The organism is Exiguobacterium acetylicum DSM 20416 (assembly GCF_000702605.1).
Taxonomy (GTDB): domain Bacteria; phylum Bacillota; class Bacilli; order Exiguobacteriales; family Exiguobacteriaceae; genus Exiguobacterium_A; species Exiguobacterium_A acetylicum.
In genome coordinates this window covers 1,286,419-1,301,455 of record NZ_JNIR01000001.1, presented here as the reverse complement: position 1 = coordinate 1,301,455, position 15,037 = coordinate 1,286,419, and the positions used below count along the sequence as shown (strand labels likewise).

Below are 15,037 nucleotides of genomic sequence, written 5' to 3'. Positions count from 1 at the left end.
GACCTGCTTTTGTCTTACCCTGTACAGAGCATCAAGACGTTACCGTCAGGATCCGAAAACGTAAAGTAAGCAAAGTCATCGAAACGTTCGATGTCTCGAATGATGGGTGCGTGTAGTGACCGCACAAACTGATAGGATGCATCGATGTCCGTCGTATAAAAATTAAACAAGGCATGGGGAGAAGGGTGATGTCGGTACGTTGCGTCATTCGTATGATCATCGAGCGTCAAACTCGTTGGACCCTCAAGTGGAAGATTGTAGACAGGTGACGAGACGCGCGAAGCATCAAACGGCAGCTGCAGTAACTGGTGATACCAAGCGGCGGCACGTTTCACATCCTGAACATGCAAAAAAAACAGCGTTCAAGCGGGGCGTAATGAGGTGGGTCGAAATTGACATCAGAATCTCCTCCTTTGTTTTCATACATGTTCCTTTCGATAACCGCCTCTTAATCCCTCCAATCCCTATAAATGGAATATGGTATGATATATCAGGAAAATCATTTACGAATTGGAAAGGAATGATGAGATGGAAACCATCATCTGTACGACGTGTGGTGTTGAACAAATCAATCCAGAGCGCGAAACATGCCCGATTTGCTTAGAGGAACGACAGTATGTCAATCCAACCGGTCAAACGTGGACGACGCTCGATGCGATGCAACAATCAGGAACGTATCAAAATGTCATTAGTGACGACGGAGCAGGCGTCTATGCGATTCAGACGACACCGTCGTTCGGTATCGGTCAGACGGCATATCTTGTCCAAGGAAAATCGTTCAACCTGTTATGGGACTGCATTACATATCTTGATTCCGCAACGAAAGAGCAACTTGACGAATTGGGCGGGATTCAGGCGATTGCTTTATCACATCCGCATTATTACGCGACACAAGTCGAATGGGCGGAGACTTTTGACGTACCGATCTATATTCATGAAGATGATGCGTCGTTCGTGACACGACCAAGCGAGCGTATCGTCTTCTGGAGTGGTGAACGATTGAAGTTAGCAGAAGATGTGATGTTACATCGCGTCGGTGGTCACTTCAAAGGAGCAGTCATTTGTGAACGAAAAGACGCGTCAGCGGGGCTATTGTTGACAGGAGACATCATTCGGATCGTTGCCGATCGGGCATGGGTCAGTTTCATGTACAGCTATCCGAATGTGATTCCGCTTCCGGCAAAGACGGTCGCGCGAATGGCAGAAACGTTACGTCCGCTTCACTTTGAAAAATTATATGACGCCTTTCATCGGAAAATCGAAACCGGTGCGTCTGAAGCAGTAGCGCGCTCTGCAGAGCGGTACATTGCTGCCTTAAACGGGGACTGGTTCACGACATGAAGTCGCGCTTGATCGTCATCCGTGGGAATTCTGGTAGTGGAAAAACGACGCTTGCAAAAGCGTTACGATCGGTCTTACCGGATAGCATCTTATTCTCGCAAGATGTCATCCGCAGGGAGATGTTGAACGTAAAAGATGGACCAGGAAATCCGGCGATTCGCTGGATCGAAGAGTTGATCGGACTTGCTGACGGACGCCACGCGACGATTCTGCTGGAAGGAATTCTTGCACAGAACTGGTACGGTGAGATGATTGACCGGTTGGAACGACGCTTTACTTCACGGTACGCGGCGTATTATTTTGACGTCTCATTTGAAGAAACGGTTCGTCGCCATGAAATGCGCCAGCCCACGGAGTTTTCTGTGACGGATATGAAACGCTGGTGGATTGATCGGGATCACCGCCCGACAGATCGTCTAATTGCTGAGGATAGATCGATAGAATCCGTGATTCAAATGATAAATCAAGAGCAAAAAGGGGAGAGCGAATGACACACTACATTTTTGATATGGATGGAACGTTGTTTCAAACGAATGCCGTGCTGTCGCATGCGCTAGAAGAGGTCTTTCAAGAGTTGCGTCAAACGGGACGCTGGGAGGGGGAAACCCCACTCGCCCTCTATCAGCAGATCATGGGCGTCTCGTTACCGGAAGTCTGGCAGACGTTACTACCGGACTTTTCAGCCACAGACCAACAGGCTGCGGATCACAAGTTTCGACGTAGCTTAGAGCAGGCAGTCAAAGCGGGGAACGGTCGCTTATATCCAGGAACGGTCGAGTTGCTCGCTCGTTTGAAACAAGCGGGTCACTCCGTCTATATCGCCAGTAATGGGTGGCCATCCTACTTGTCAGCAATCGTGACGACGTATGGACTTGAAGCGTATATCGATCATGTCTATAGCATTGAAGACATTCGTTCCGGTGATAAATCAGCACTCGTACGGGAGATTTGTAAGATGCACGATATCTCGTCAGGCTACGTTGTCGGTGACCGCTTATCTGATTTCAAAGCGGCGCATGCAAACGGGCTCGCTGCGATCGGTTGTCAGTTCGATTTTGCACAAGAGCAGGAACTCGCAGTCGCGGACCGAGTCGTAAAAGAGTTGAGTGCTGTCTAATAAAAAGAGCCGTCTTCTGTGGAAGACGGCTCTTACTTATAGCTAGCAATTATTCTGCCCACCAGAGGGCATCGTTTGGTTTCTTCGCGATTGATGCGACTTCTTTTTCACTCGATACAGTCGGATGCGATCCTTTAAGTGCTTTTCCGGCTGTATTTTTAAAGAAGAAGAAGAACGTGACGAATCCGATGACGCTGACTGCTGTTAGATAGAAAGCAGGAGCAAGCGGATTTTGTGTCGTATGGACGAGCCAAGTCGAAACGAGTGGCGTCGTTCCACCGAAGATCGAGACCGAGACGTTGAACGTCACGGATAGTGTCCGATAACGGACATCCGTATAGAAGATACTCGGTAGAAGACTTGGCATCGTTCCTTCGAAGATCGCCAAGAAGAAGCCGAGGATGAAGATCCCGATTCCGACGAAAAAGAGTGGTTTAAGACCAATCAAGAAGAACGACAGGATTGAAAGCAACGATAGTCCGGCTAACGCGAAAAGGACGATATTACGATTCCCTTTTTTATCACTGAGCTTCCCGAAGAAGTAAGCGAGCGGAATCATGATCACCATGACCCCAGTAATTAGAATCGTACTTGTCGAACTTGACATGCCGATGACTTCATCGAGGTACGATGGCATGTAGGACAAGAGCATGTAGTTCGTAATATTGAAGAAGGCAACAGCGATGAAACAAACGATGATATCACGTTTGTGGTCGCGAAGAATTTCGCGGAATGTCGCAGGCTCTTCTGTGTTTTCATTAATCTCATTTTCGAAGATCGGTGATTCATCCAAGTGACGACGTAAATAGAGACCAAATAAACCGAGTGGTGCTCCAAGAATGAAGGGAATCCGCCATCCCCAAGATGCCATTTGATCATCCGATAAGGTGACGAAAAGTGTTGTAGCCAGTAATGAGGCGAGAATATATCCACCGAGTGTACCGATTTCAAGTCCACTTCCGAGGGCACTCCGTTTGTTATCTGGTGATGACTCAGCGATGTAGACCATTGCGCCGGCATATTCACCGCCAGTCGAGAATCCTTGTAAAATCCGGGCTAACAATAACAGGATCGGTGCCCAAATTCCGATTTGATCGTAGGTCGGTAATAGACCAATGATGAGCGTGGAACCAGCCATCATGACGATCGTCGTTGTTAAGACGACCTTCCGCCCGAGTCGATCTCCGATGCGTCCAAAGACGATTCCGCCGATTGGTCGCATTAAAAAAGCGATCGCAAACGTCGCAAAAGTAAAGACGAGCTTCAGTTCATCATTTTCAACAGCGCTAAAGAAGTTTTGACTGATGATGATTGCGAGATAGGAATAAAGACCAAAATCGAACCATTCCATCGCATTCCCAATTCCGGTCGCGTAGACACTCTTTTTGGTTTGCTGCATGTCAACGACATTGACTTTTTCTTTTCTGAATTTCATAAGTTCTGTTCACTCCCTTTGATAAGTTCGTATCGTACCATAGCAGGAAATGAAGTCAAGTTGCTAATGCGCTTAATCAATTGAAAACGACTGAAAACGGCTCTGTGCCGGGAGTTGTCAAACCGTTGCTACTCTAAGGACGAACAGGGGTGTGCATTTTTTATGAAAAAAATTGAAATTTTTTTGGATGTTTTCATAAATTCGAAACAATTTTCATATGTTTTCACAACTAAAAAATCAGTAATCCGCCTTTAGGATGAGGGAAATTAAACTATTTTTTGGTAATTTTAAAATGAAGATGGAAAGTAAAAGGAGAATACTTATGAAGAAGAAATGGATCGCCATTGTATGTCTTGGGCTCATTGTAGTCATCGGTAGTTGGTATGCTGGATTTCAAGAATCAAAAGTATCCGGTTTTCCGGTGCCGCGATTTGCTACGGCAGTTGAAAAACAAGGCGAGTGGAAAATCAAAACCCGTCTAGTCTCGGAAACTGACGGACCGGGTTTACTCTATGGGACTCGGATTCGCCAAGCCGATTGGAAAGAACTCGATCGTGAAGGCGCAACGGCGTGGTATGAAAAAGACGGGAAAGTGATTGCCTTGACGACATTTGATGGGGAACTGTATATCGAAAATTCTAGTAAAGAAGAGATAGGTATTTAAAGGATGCGATTATTTATAAAATGGAACGGATGGAGTCTGTTTTTCGCCTTGATTCTCTTTCTTCCTGTTGAGATGACATTGAACATCGAACGTATTATCCGCATAACGGGAACATCATACCAGTTTTTTATCTAATGGATTTTCTATTAATCACGGTGTGTATGATCCTATTTTTTACGCCTATTCGTCTGATGCAGGGGATAATAGTTCGAGGTCGAATTACTTGGTCGTTTTCCTTTAGTTGGATACCGTATTTCGTCTTCATGTCGTATGCTCTGAGTCAGTGGTTCCCAGTCACGTACCCTACTGATTTTCCGAGCCCAGTCCTTGGCTTATTATTGATTGCCGTTTTAGCGATTTATCCGTTTTGTATATTAATTTTAATTAGTTTCTTAAAAGAAAAAGCGAAATCCGATGGAACGTCTTCAGTAAAATGAAGACGATCATCAGACTTCGCTTTTTTACTTTTTTCATTTGTTAAAGATATAGTCCGTTCGCCTGAACGACGAAATGCGAGTGTTCATAATGATAGGTGATGACGGAATAGTCGAACGGACGACCGTTCGTCAAATGAAACACCGTCTCGATCGTTAATCCAGGATCGCCCTCGGTGAGATCCAGATGATGAGCCGACTCAGCGCTTAACTTCCCGACGTGCATATACATATCCGAGAACCCGATATTCAATTGGAGTGCCGTCTCTAAGTATTCGAAGATCGACTGCTCGACGATTTCACGATTTAAGTACGGAACGATTGATTGGCGATAGTAAGACTCTTCGAGACAGAGGATCTTGCTGTCGATGTAGCGGATTCGCTTGACGTAATAAACTGTCTCACCTGCCTCGATCCCGAGATTTTTCGCGATATTATCGGTTGCAGCGATTGGTTCGAGTGCGAGAACGGTCGACTCGATCGTATGACCGACGAGATTCTGCTTGAATCCTTGGGTCGAGAACAGGCGAATGTAGCCGGTGCGATTCGTCTTCCGGACAAAAATCCCGCTTCCACGGACTTGAAAGATAACCCCTTTTCGTTCGAGTAACTCAAGTGATTTTGTCATCGTCGTCTTACTGACGGCGAACTGCCGGATCAACTCTTCGAGAATCGGTAGTTTGTCCCCTTGTTTCAACTCATGTTGTTCTATGTACCGTTCGATTTCATCGGCCGTCTGTTGGTATTTCAGCATAGGACACCTTCTTTTCTTGCGAACTTTTTCTTTCTTTAGTATAGCATAAGCCTTCTGTTGATTAATAACATGTTAAATTTAATTATTTATGTATTGATTAATTGTGAATGTACAATTAAAATGAAAGGGTATACAAGCGTCATATTCAGGGGAGGTACACGATATGGGCAAGGTTCGCGATTATCAACAATTGGCGCATTCGATTTTAGAAGCTGTCGGGGGAGAAGACAACGTCATCAGCGCCGTCCGATGTGCCACACGACTTCGTCTCGTCTTGAAACGATCGGATTCGTCAGCTAAGGAAACAGTCAGTGCACTACCTGGCGTCATTACGGTCGTTGAGTCTGGTGGGCAATTTCAAGTCGTCATTGGTCAACACGTCGGGGAAGTTCATCAAGAATTTTTGAAGCTCGTCGATTTGGAACAATCGGAAACGGAAGAGGCGCCGAAAGGGACGGTCCTCAACCGAATCATTGCGACGATGTCAGCCGTCTTTGCACCGTTTGTCTACATCTTAGCTGCAGCGGGGATTCTGCAGGGAATTTTGATTTTGACGACGCTCGCTTTTCCAGCATTTGCGAAAACAGGGATTTACGAAGTCTTCAGCTTCATTTCATGGGCACCGTTTACGTTTTTGCCGATTTTCATTGCCATCACGGCAGCGAATCATTTTAAGGTCAATGCCTTCATCGCGGTCGCCTGTAGTGCGGCACTCGTCAGTCCAACATGGGCAGATATCGCAGCACGCATCACGGCTGGTGAATCCATCACGTTTTTAGGAATCGCATTATCCGGGACGACGTATACGTCATCGGTCTTACCGCCATTATTCCTCGTCTGGATCCTGTCTTATGTCGAGCGATTCCTGAACAAGACAATTCATGAAGTCGTCCGTCCGTTGTTCGTTCCATTCTTCAGTATGGTATTGATGGTGCCGCTTACGATTCTCTTGATCGGACCGATCACGACACTTGGTGCAGAAGGGATCGCAAACGGGTATAACTACTTAGCGGAGAATGCTCCTGCGGTAGCTGGTCTCATCATCGGTGGCTTCTGGCAAGTCATCGTTATCTTCGGTGTCCACTGGGGTGTCACGCCGATGGTGCTCGCAAACTTTGAGCAATATGGTCGCGACTCGTTCCAAGCCTACCAAACGATTGCCGTCATCGCCCAAATCGGTGCTGTCATCGGGGTCATCTTGAAAGCACGTAACAAAGAAACGAAAAAAGTCGGGGTCTCAGCCGGACTGACAGGTATCTTCGGTATCACGGAACCAGCTATCTATGGGGTGACGCTCCGTTTTAAAAAACCGTTTATCTATGGCTGTATCTCGGGAGCAATCGGCGCAGTCACGGCAAGTTTCTTTAAACCGTATTACTTTGCCTACGCCGGATTACCGGGACCATTGACGCTCGTCAACGGCATCGATTCCGACTATCCATCGTCGATCATCGGCTTATTGATCGGAACGGCGATTGCCTTGATTCTACCCATCGTTTTAATTCAAGTGTTCGGTTTCGGGGAGCAGGCTGCTCCGGTCGTAGCACCTGCAAGTACAGCGACACCAGTTGCAAAACAGGAAGTCAGCGCAACTCTGACAAATGAAGAGACGCTTCGTGCACCACTTGAAGGAAAAATCGTTGCCTTATCGGATGTACCGGATCCTGTCTTTGCTTCCGGTGCGATGGGACAAGGGGTAGCGATTCGTCCGACGAACAACCGGGTCACGGCACCGTTTGACGGGACCGTCGTCATGGTCGCCCCGTCAGGTCACGCGATCGGATTACGCTCGACGAGTGGTGTCGAAGTTTTGATCCATGTCGGTCTTGAGACCGTAACGCTCGACGGTAAACCGTTTACGCTTCACGTCCAAGAAGGTGATACGGTGACGACAGGTGATCTCCTCGTAACGTTTGATGCGACAGCGATTGAGACGCATGGACTCGAGACGATCACACTAATCATTATCACGAACACGCAGAGTTATGCACAAATCCTACCGACGGACGAGACAGTCACGACGGCAAATACAGAAATCTTGACGATCATCAAGTAAGAGAAAAGAAGGAGGACATGAAGATGAAGACATTACCAAATGATTTCCTATGGGGCGGTGCGTTAGCGGCGCATCAATTCGAAGGTGGCTGGAATGCTGGCGGAAAAGGACCGAGCGTCGTTGATGTATTGACGGCAGGGGCTCACGGCGTTGCACGACGCATCACGGATCAGGTAGAGGAGAATGAATTCTATCCGAATCACGAGGCGATTGATTTTTATCACCGTTATAAAGAGGACATCGCCCTGTTCGCTGAGATGGGACTGAAATGTCTCCGGACGTCAATCGGGTGGAGTCGGATTTTCCCGAACGGAGACGAGGCGGAACCGAACGAAGAAGGACTGAAGTTTTATGATGACGTTTTCGACGAATTACTGAAATACGGCATCGAACCGATCATCACACTGTCGCACTTTGAGATGCCACTCCACCTCGCACGTGAATACGGTGGATTCCGCAACCGGAAAGTAGCGCTGTTCTTCGAAAAATTCGCGGAAGTCTGTTTCACGCGTTACAAAGACAAGGTTAAGTACTGGATGACGTTCAATGAGATCAACAACAAGATGGACGTCAGCAATCCGTTGTTCCTTTGGACGAATTCTGGTGTCCTACTTGATCCGAAAGAGAACGCGATGGAAGTCATGTATCAAACGGGGCATCATGAGTTACTCGCGAGTGCACTAGCTGTCGCGAAAGGGAAAGCGATCAACCCGGACTTCGAGATCGGAGCGATGGTTTCCCATGTACCGATCTATCCGTACTCGTCGCACCCGGAAGACATTCTGCTTGCTGAGACATCGATGCGTCAGCGTTACTTCTTCCCAGACGTTCAAGTCCGCGGCTATTATCCGTCTTACGCGTTAAATGAGTTCAAACGGGAAGGGTATGACATTCCGATCCTAGAAGGTGATGCAGAAATCTTACGAAACGGAACGGTCGATTATCTCGGATTCAGTTACTACATGTCGACGACCGTCAAACATGATGCTGTCGTCAATAACACAGGTAACATCGTCAACGGTGGTCTTGCGAATGGTGTTGAGAACCCATACATCCAGTCGAGTGACTGGGGATGGGCGATTGATCCGGTTGGACTCCGGTATGCGATGAACCGTCTGTACGACCGCTATCAGATTCCGTTGTTCATCGTCGAGAACGGTTTCGGTGCGATTGATACGATCGAGGATGGTCAGATTCATGATACAGCGCGGATCGATTACTTGCGTGAGCATATCGAAGCGTTCAAAGCAGCCGTGCTCGAAGATGGCGTCGAATTGATCGGCTACACGCCGTGGGGCGTCATCGACATCGTCTCCTTTACGACAGGAGAGATGAAAAAACGATACGGCATGATCTATGTCGACCGGGATAACGAAGGCAATGGATCGATGAAACGGATGAAAAAAGATTCGTTCGATTGGTACCGTCACGTCATCGAGACGAATGGTGCTGCGTTACACGGTTCAGAGACGGCAAAATGATGAAGTAAGGGGCAACGGAAAAAATCCGTTGCCTCTTTTTTTAAAGAATTAGAATGAAAAAGAAGTGGGGTATGGCACACTAAGGAAAAAACGGAGGACCGGTAAATGATCAAAAAACGCTATGCCGATCGACGTGACTGGCGTCGCATCACACAACGACACTATGGTCATGAACAAGTAGAAAACGAAGTGTTCAAAGGACATGTGACACTCCTTCAACTCATTGAAGTCACTTCACCGTTAGACGTCCGTTATGGTGACGAAACGATTCGAATCGCTGACGCTGGTTACGTCTGGGTACAACAATTCCCAAGCGATGCCCATCATGCCGTGACCTCGATGTTTGACGCCACAGGTCAGTTGGTACAAAACTATATCGATATCTGTCTTCGTACTGGAGTGGAAGACGGACGTATTTACTGGGAGGATCTGTTTCTCGATCTGATCGTTTTGCCATCGGGAGAAGTCTTGTTAGTCGATGTGGACGAACTGGAAGCAGCACGGGAGCAAGGGGACGTCTCAGAAGCGGAATACGCGCTCGCTTTAGCGGAAGCAAAACAACTGCAAAAACAACTACAAGACGGAACTTTTCCGCTCGTCGCACACGTTGAAGTAATGAAAGAACGGTTAGAATTGCAACTCAAACAGGGAACACCGCGTTGACGGGGTTCCCTGTTTTTTTAGGCATGTCGTTCTTCGTTGATCTCGTTCGTTGCGAAATACTGTTGCTTGCGCGGGAGGAGAACCAATCCAAGGAAACAGATCGTCACGATCACGAGGAGACCGGCAAATAGAATCGTACTGAAACGAATCGACCAGATGTCACCGAGCAGACCGATCGCGACGATCGCTAGAATCTGTAGCAGACTGACGCCGACACCGTATAGACTCGTAAAGCGTCCCATTAAGTGGAGTGGAATATTCGTCTGTTGGAACGTCAAGAAACCGGTTCCCGCAAATGCGTGAAAACTACCGAGCAACAAGAAACCAGTACAGACGATCGAAAACGAATTCGCATTCGCATACAGCATGTAACCGACAGCGACAAATACATAGCCGATCGTCAGCATCGTCCTAATCGAGAGCGTTTTAGCGTAGCGGGCGACGACCCAGCTGCCGGCGACGGAACCAATCCCAGTCAGGCTCATCAGTAAACCATAGTCGGTTTCCGATAACCCGATGCTTCGTTGTAAAAAGACGACTTCTTGCGTATCAAGTGCAAGTGTCGCGATCATCATCAGCATCGCGAGGATATACAATCCCGTCACGTAGCGTGCACTTTTGCTGAACTGATAGACAAGCCGCCAATCGGATATAATGTCTTGCAGCCGCATCCCTTGTTCGACCGAAGCAGTAAAACGCGGCAAGCGCATCAGCAGGACAGCTGATCCGAGGAACGAGACAGCGTTGAGCCAAATGGCAACGTCGGCAGAAGCAACATAGAGCAGTCCTCCAGCGAGAGCCGGACCGATCAAAAAGGCACCAGACGTGATCAGACTACGATAGGCATTAAATGACGTCCGATCGTTTTGTGGAACAAGCGTCGTGATGTAGGTCAACGTTGCCGGTTCGACGACCGCTTTGATGATAGCTAAGGCGATCAAGTCGATGTAAAGCAACGATAATGGTAGAAATGGCATGATACCGATTAAGAAAGCACGCAACAAATCAGTTTGAATCAACAGTCGACGTAAGTCGGATCGGTCGACCCAACTTCCTGCGAACGACTTGATGACGAGAGCGATGACCGGACTGATGATCCAAAGCGCAGCAACGGCTGACGCAGAGCCGGTCAAGCGATAGATGTATACGTTGATCGCAACGAGATAAATGAAGTCACCAAACTGTGAAATACCGAGCGCACTTAAGAGGGTTCGTTCCCGAGAAGACATGACAGCATCCTTTCTTACATCATTTTCCAATATTATAACAGAAAATTCTGATACCGTTTTCGTATATCTCTATACTTTTTATGGAAGAGTGGGTATACTTGGAAAAAATCAAAGGAAGAAGGGTTCGATCATGTTAACGACCATCGATTTATATCAAGCTTTGCCTGTACTTGAAACGGAGCGACTCCGTTTGCGACCGGTTCGCATAGAAGATGCAGCAGATATCTATGCCTATACGAAAGATGAAGAGACGGCGCGATATGTCAGCTGGCATGCGCATAAAAGCCTCACGGACTCTGAGCAATTCGTCGAACATATCCTTCGCCAATACGAACAAGGAAATCCGGCACCTTGGGCAATCGAAGAAAAAACGAGCGGACGAGTCATCGGGACGATTGATTTCATCAAAGTCTCGTTTGAGCAACAGCAAGCAGAACTCGGTTATGCGCTGTCGCGCGATTACTGGGGGAAGGGTTTGATGCCGGAAGCAGCAGCGCGTCTCGTACAGTACGGTTTTGAGACACTCGGACTCGAGCGCATTCAAGCCCGTTGTTTTGTTGCGAATGATGGATCAGCTCGAGTCATGGAAAAGATCGGTATGACGTTTGAAGGGATCTCGCGGAGTGCTTTATTCGTTAAAGAGCGTTTCTGGGATTTAAAAATTTATGCGATCACGCGTAACGATTACGAAGGGAAGTAAGCGATGGGTTCACGACTGATGCATGCCTACATCGGACAACGATTGATTACGTTACTTCCGGAACTAGACCCCGCTCGATTTCTTCTCGGTACGATCGCTCCTGATGCGCGCTATGACGAGAAGGAGCAAGCCCACCATTATACGGGTGAATTAGCGAGCGGGACACGAGCGATTGACTGCGAAGCGTTTTGGAGAGACTCGGCGTCTTGGGATCCATCTTTTCGAAGTGGCTATTACGTCCATCTGATAGCGGACGATATTTGGTTACGCGGTTTTTATATGGGGTGGTTACGGCAAGCGATCATAGCTGACGCCTCGATTGGTTCAAGGTATCATGATGACTTCAGGCGGTACAATACACGCATTGCTCCGTTCGTGAACTGGAATGAACAAGCGATAAATTGGGCGCTTCATGAAGTGAGTGTGCAGTCGAGATAGAAAGCATTTCCGCATTTCATTAGAGAGGTAGAGGAGGATCGACGAACCGTTCTGCCACAAGAATATGATATCTTGTTGCCGTGTCAATTGGATGGATATATCGAAACGGCGATTGAACGTTCCTTCCATCACTTAGGTGAAAAAGGGCTAAAGATCGATCCAGCGAAAGAATCATCTCCGAATCATTGAAATGATCCATCTAACGGTACCGAATAATATGTAGCAGCATCCGTTCAGCAGACCAATCCACATCAGGTTAATCAGACTTTCTAAACCTTCAAACCAATCCATGACTGGTGTGACGAATAAAGCGAAAACAAAAAGTACCATGACGGTTCAACTGACGGTTGGAATCAGGAAGAGAATTGTTAAGCCAGCGACTATAGCTGGTACGATTCGTTTATGGACAAGATAGATCGCTGCCATGTTCAACGATAAAATATAGATTACAAACGCAATTGAAAATAATTGCGACATAAAATCACCTCCGAATAACAATAAGACGAAGAACGCATCCATTTAGATTAGGATGCGTTTTTCTATGTTTATTGTAAGATGTCTTGAAAATAATCGTATGAATACGGTTGAACAAAAAGAAAATCGATTTTTAAATTTTAATTCAAAGCAAAACACTCGGAATAAGTTTAGAACTGTGTTACACTGGAAATAAGAAAAGTAAGGAAGTAAGGAATACAAGAAAAACACAGAAAGAAGGAAGTTCGTGATGGAGCTATCAAAGTTAACGTCAAAAGGACAGATCACCATCCCCAAAAAAATTCGGCAAGCCTTGCAAGTGGAGGAAGGAGATCGCGTGGCATTCATTGAGGAGGACGGGTTTGTCATCATGGCGAAAGCGGATTTGAAACAGCTGCATGACCTTCAAGATATATTGAGCGATGAGACGTTCAAGACACTCATCCACAAAGCAAATCATCATTTGTAAACCAAAAAAAGGAGGAAATAACAGATGGATATGCGAGAAGTAGATTTACCAGGAATCGGACGGAAGTTCGAAGGCATCACGACACGAGGAGATAAGGTGGTCGTCATCGTCCATGATGATGGACGACGCGAGATGCATCACTACGATGACGATGATTTTGATGAGAGCATCTCGAGCGTGACGTTCAATGACGCAGAAGCCCGTCAGATGGCAGGAATTCTCGGAGGATTATCCTATAAGCCGAAGGATCTCGAAAAAATTGAACTCGCGTTTGATGATCTCGTCATTGAATGGTTCAAAGTCGGTCAGGATTCAAAGGTCAACAATCGAACGATCGGTGAACTCGATGTCCGTAACCATTACGATATTTCAATCATTGCGGTGCTCAAGCATGACCGTTCAAAATCGCTCAATCCAGGACCGGATACACGCCTTGAAGCCGGTGATACGATCGTCTTATCTGGAGAGCGTCAAAACATCCGTCACATCACGAAAGCATTATTCTCAATCGAAGGAGGCGGATAATATATGGATCATCTCATATTTGAAGTCGGTACCGCGCTTATCTTAGTGGCAATCGCGGCAGTGCTCGCGAACAGACTCAATTTCTCAATCATCCCGTTTCTAATAATTCTCGGGATGATTGTTGGACCGCACGCTCCGACAATCGGGATACTAGACTTCAAGTTCATTGAAAGTGCTGAGTTCATCAGCTTCCTCGGACGAATCGGCGTCCTGTTCCTTTTATTCTATCTCGGACTCGAGTTCTCGATCGGTAAGTTGATCCGGTCTGGAAAATCGATTGTCACGAGCGGAACGATCTATTTATCGATTAACTTTACCGGTGGTCTCTTATACGGGTTCATCGCTGGATTCCCACTCTATGAAGTACTCGTCATCGCCGGGATCATTACGATCTCCTCGAGTGCGATCGTGGCAAAAGTCCTCGTTGATCTTCGCCGGACCGGTAATACGGAGACGGAGTTGATTCTTGGAATCATCATGTTCGAGGACATCTTCCTCGCCGTTTATTTGTCGGTTTTATCGGGACTGCTTCTCGGCGGTGGGACGACGTTACTCGCGTCCCTTACCTCAATCTTGATCGCCCTCGGCTATATGTTGCTGTTCTTCATCGTCGCTCGGAAGGCAACACCGCTTTTGAATAAGATGCTGAAGATCGCCTCGGACGAAGTCTTCATCATCGTCGTCTTTGCTGCCTTGTTCTTCATCGCCGGATTCTCGGAAACGATTCATGTTGCAGAAGCAATCGGGGCGTTGTTACTCGGTCTCGTCTTCTCGGAAACTGATCAAGGCGAACGGATCGAACATCTCGTCGTCCCATTCCGTGATTTCTTCGGTGCGATCTTCTTCTTCAGTTTCGGGTTGAGTATCGATCCGACGATGTTACTTGACGCCGTTTGGCTCGCACTCGGTGCCGTCGTCATCACGATCATCGGAAACTATGTGGCTGGTATGATCGCGGGACGTAAAGCAGGTTTGTCACACAAAGCATCCTCGAACATCGGCTTGACAATCGTCTCGCGTGGGGAATTCTCGATCATCGTCGCGAATCTCGGAATCGCTGGTGGGTTGATGGACATCTTGTCACCATTCTCAGCCTTGTACGTCTTGATTCTCGCCATCCTCGGACCGTTGATGACGAAGGAATCAAAACGGATTTACAACGTCATGAATAAAATCTTCAAGTGGACGGAACCAAAAGAGAAAAAAAACGAAGAAAAATGCCTGACTGATATAAACGAACAACCGGTTCGCTTTCCC

Annotated in this window: 18 protein-coding genes and 1 pseudogene; 13 read left to right on the top strand and 6 right to left on the bottom strand. The window is 47.1% G+C overall.

Annotation, left to right across the window (positions count from 1 at the left end; all coding sequences use genetic code 11):
- Nucleotides 1-14: 14 nt before the first annotated feature.
- Nucleotides 15-350: a VOC family protein gene (locus P401_RS0107150; protein ID WP_268871242.1), complete on the bottom strand. Its 336-nt coding sequence runs from the start codon at nucleotides 348-350 to the stop codon at nucleotides 15-17.
- 178 nt (nucleotides 351-528) lie between these two features.
- Between P401_RS0107150 and P401_RS0107145 the strand changes: the two genes are divergently transcribed.
- From P401_RS0107145 to P401_RS0107135, 3 genes are read left to right on the top strand one after another with little or no spacing between them, the layout of a single operon-like run.
- Nucleotides 529-1,341: an MBL fold metallo-hydrolase gene (locus P401_RS0107145; protein WP_029341878.1), complete on the top strand. Its 813-nt coding sequence runs from the start codon at nucleotides 529-531 to the stop codon at nucleotides 1,339-1,341.
- Nucleotides 1,338-1,832: an AAA family ATPase gene (locus P401_RS0107140; RefSeq protein ID WP_029341877.1), complete on the top strand. Its 495-nt coding sequence runs from the start codon at nucleotides 1,338-1,340 to the stop codon at nucleotides 1,830-1,832. The genes P401_RS0107145 and P401_RS0107140 overlap by 4 nt, the downstream gene beginning before the upstream one ends.
- Nucleotides 1,829-2,458: an HAD hydrolase-like protein gene (locus P401_RS0107135; RefSeq protein WP_029341876.1), complete on the top strand. Its 630-nt coding sequence runs from the start codon at nucleotides 1,829-1,831 to the stop codon at nucleotides 2,456-2,458. The genes P401_RS0107140 and P401_RS0107135 overlap by 4 nt, the downstream gene beginning before the upstream one ends.
- A gap of 49 nt (nucleotides 2,459-2,507) precedes the next feature.
- Here the strand turns inward: P401_RS0107135 and P401_RS0107130 are convergent, their stop codons facing one another.
- A complete protein-coding gene (locus P401_RS0107130; RefSeq protein WP_029341875.1) occupies nucleotides 2,508-3,893 on the bottom strand; it encodes an MFS transporter in 1,386 nt (461 codons plus the stop codon).
- Between the two features lie 322 nt (nucleotides 3,894-4,215).
- Here P401_RS0107130 and P401_RS0107125 point away from each other — a divergent pair, with 322 nt between their 5' ends.
- Together P401_RS0107125 and P401_RS18575 are read left to right on the top strand one after the other, a co-directional pair.
- Nucleotides 4,216-4,557 carry a hypothetical protein gene (locus P401_RS0107125; RefSeq protein ID WP_029341874.1) on the top strand — a complete coding sequence of 114 codons (342 nt, stop codon included), beginning with the start codon at nucleotides 4,216-4,218 and terminating at the stop codon, nucleotides 4,555-4,557.
- A 263-nt stretch (nucleotides 4,558-4,820) separates the two neighbouring features.
- Nucleotides 4,821-4,994 carry a hypothetical protein gene (locus tag P401_RS18575; RefSeq protein ID WP_160171460.1) on the top strand — a complete coding sequence of 58 codons (174 nt, stop codon included), beginning with the start codon at nucleotides 4,821-4,823 and terminating at the stop codon, nucleotides 4,992-4,994.
- Between the two features lie 40 nt (nucleotides 4,995-5,034).
- Here the strand turns inward: P401_RS18575 and P401_RS0107120 are convergent, their stop codons facing one another.
- Entirely contained in the window at nucleotides 5,035-5,745 is a 711-nt protein-coding gene (locus P401_RS0107120) for a GntR family transcriptional regulator (protein ID WP_029341873.1), read from the bottom strand.
- Between the two features lie 163 nt (nucleotides 5,746-5,908).
- On the opposite strand from P401_RS0107120, the gene P401_RS0107115 reads away from it, so the two are divergent.
- The 3 genes from P401_RS0107115 (at nucleotide 5,909) to P401_RS0107105 (ending at nucleotide 9,945) form a co-directional block, all read left to right on the top strand.
- The gene (locus tag P401_RS0107115; RefSeq protein WP_029341872.1) at nucleotides 5,909-7,801 is read left to right on the top strand and encodes a beta-glucoside-specific PTS transporter subunit IIABC; all 1,893 of its coding nucleotides are present in this window, start codon (nucleotides 5,909-5,911) and stop codon (nucleotides 7,799-7,801) included.
- A gap of 23 nt (nucleotides 7,802-7,824) precedes the next feature.
- Complete coding sequence (bglA, locus tag P401_RS0107110; RefSeq protein ID WP_029341871.1) at nucleotides 7,825-9,282, top strand: 6-phospho-beta-glucosidase BglA; 1,458 nt, start codon at nucleotides 7,825-7,827, stop codon at nucleotides 9,280-9,282.
- 105 nt (nucleotides 9,283-9,387) lie between these two features.
- The gene (locus tag P401_RS0107105; protein ID WP_029341870.1) at nucleotides 9,388-9,945 is read left to right on the top strand and encodes a ribonuclease FAU-1 family protein; all 558 of its coding nucleotides are present in this window, start codon (nucleotides 9,388-9,390) and stop codon (nucleotides 9,943-9,945) included.
- Between the two features lie 17 nt (nucleotides 9,946-9,962).
- Here the strand turns inward: P401_RS0107105 and P401_RS0107100 are convergent, their stop codons facing one another.
- Nucleotides 9,963-11,174 carry an MFS transporter gene (locus P401_RS0107100; protein WP_029341869.1) on the bottom strand — a complete coding sequence of 404 codons (1,212 nt, stop codon included), beginning with the start codon at nucleotides 11,172-11,174 and terminating at the stop codon, nucleotides 9,963-9,965.
- A 130-nt stretch (nucleotides 11,175-11,304) separates the two neighbouring features.
- On the opposite strand from P401_RS0107100, the gene P401_RS0107095 reads away from it, so the two are divergent.
- Both P401_RS0107095 and P401_RS0107090 read left to right on the top strand, forming a co-directional pair.
- A complete protein-coding gene (locus P401_RS0107095) occupies nucleotides 11,305-11,874 on the top strand; it encodes a GNAT family N-acetyltransferase (protein WP_029341868.1) in 570 nt (189 codons plus the stop codon).
- 3 nt (nucleotides 11,875-11,877) lie between these two features.
- A complete protein-coding gene (locus P401_RS0107090; RefSeq protein WP_051656277.1) occupies nucleotides 11,878-12,312 on the top strand; it encodes a zinc dependent phospholipase C family protein in 435 nt (144 codons plus the stop codon).
- Between the two features lie 171 nt (nucleotides 12,313-12,483).
- Here P401_RS0107090 and P401_RS18570 read toward each other — a convergent pair whose 3' ends face one another.
- Nucleotides 12,484-12,642 (bottom strand): hypothetical protein, encoded by a 159-nt coding sequence (locus P401_RS18570; protein WP_160171459.1) that lies wholly within the window; start codon nucleotides 12,640-12,642, stop codon nucleotides 12,484-12,486.
- A 6-nt stretch (nucleotides 12,643-12,648) separates the two neighbouring features.
- A complete protein-coding gene (locus tag P401_RS18565; RefSeq protein WP_160171458.1) occupies nucleotides 12,649-12,789 on the bottom strand; it encodes a hypothetical protein in 141 nt (46 codons plus the stop codon).
- Nucleotides 12,790-13,036: 247 nt separating this feature from the next.
- Between P401_RS18565 and P401_RS19060 the strand changes: the two genes are divergently transcribed.
- From P401_RS19060 to P401_RS0107065, 3 genes and pseudogenes are all read left to right on the top strand, one after another.
- Entirely contained in the window at nucleotides 13,037-13,255 is a 219-nt protein-coding gene (locus tag P401_RS19060; RefSeq protein ID WP_023468485.1) for an AbrB/MazE/SpoVT family DNA-binding domain-containing protein, read from the top strand.
- 24 nt (nucleotides 13,256-13,279) lie between these two features.
- Nucleotides 13,280-13,780: a cation:proton antiporter regulatory subunit gene (locus tag P401_RS0107070; protein WP_029341865.1), complete on the top strand. Its 501-nt coding sequence runs from the start codon at nucleotides 13,280-13,282 to the stop codon at nucleotides 13,778-13,780.
- A gap of 3 nt (nucleotides 13,781-13,783) precedes the next feature.
- Nucleotides 13,784-14,965 (top strand): annotated as a pseudogene (locus P401_RS0107065) (cation:proton antiporter); the annotation flags it as partial.
- Nucleotides 14,966-15,037: the final 72 nt, after the last annotated feature.

Bases quoted from the DNA above. Each gene is read 5' to 3' on its own strand.
- P401_RS0107145 (WP_029341878.1), top strand. From the start codon at position 529: ATGGAAACCATCATCTGTACGACGTGTGGTGTTGAACAAATCAATCCA.
- P401_RS0107140 (WP_029341877.1), top strand. From the start codon at position 1,338: ATGAAGTCGCGCTTGATCGTCATCCGTGGGAATTCTGGTAGTGGAAAA.
- P401_RS0107135 (WP_029341876.1), top strand. From the start codon at position 1,829: ATGACACACTACATTTTTGATATGGATGGAACGTTGTTTCAAACGAAT.
- P401_RS0107130 (WP_029341875.1), bottom strand. From the start codon at position 3,893: ATGAAATTCAGAAAAGAAAAAGTCAATGTCGTTGACATGCAGCAAACC.
- P401_RS0107125 (WP_029341874.1), top strand. From the start codon at position 4,216: ATGAAGAAGAAATGGATCGCCATTGTATGTCTTGGGCTCATTGTAGTC.
- P401_RS18575 (WP_160171460.1), top strand. From the start codon at position 4,821: ATGTCGTATGCTCTGAGTCAGTGGTTCCCAGTCACGTACCCTACTGAT.
- P401_RS0107120 (WP_029341873.1), bottom strand. From the start codon at position 5,745: ATGCTGAAATACCAACAGACGGCCGATGAAATCGAACGGTACATAGAA.
- P401_RS0107115 (WP_029341872.1), top strand. From the start codon at position 5,909: ATGGGCAAGGTTCGCGATTATCAACAATTGGCGCATTCGATTTTAGAA.
- bglA (WP_029341871.1), top strand. From the start codon at position 7,825: ATGAAGACATTACCAAATGATTTCCTATGGGGCGGTGCGTTAGCGGCG.
- P401_RS0107105 (WP_029341870.1), top strand. From the start codon at position 9,388: ATGATCAAAAAACGCTATGCCGATCGACGTGACTGGCGTCGCATCACA.
- P401_RS0107100 (WP_029341869.1), bottom strand. From the start codon at position 11,174: ATGTCTTCTCGGGAACGAACCCTCTTAAGTGCGCTCGGTATTTCACAG.
- P401_RS0107095 (WP_029341868.1), top strand. From the start codon at position 11,305: ATGTTAACGACCATCGATTTATATCAAGCTTTGCCTGTACTTGAAACG.
- P401_RS0107090 (WP_051656277.1), top strand. From the start codon at position 11,878: ATGGGTTCACGACTGATGCATGCCTACATCGGACAACGATTGATTACG.
- P401_RS18570 (WP_160171459.1), bottom strand. From the start codon at position 12,642: ATGGTACTTTTTGTTTTCGCTTTATTCGTCACACCAGTCATGGATTGG.
- P401_RS18565 (WP_160171458.1), bottom strand. From the start codon at position 12,789: ATGTCGCAATTATTTTCAATTGCGTTTGTAATCTATATTTTATCGTTG.
- P401_RS19060 (WP_023468485.1), top strand. From the start codon at position 13,037: ATGGAGCTATCAAAGTTAACGTCAAAAGGACAGATCACCATCCCCAAA.
- P401_RS0107070 (WP_029341865.1), top strand. From the start codon at position 13,280: ATGGATATGCGAGAAGTAGATTTACCAGGAATCGGACGGAAGTTCGAA.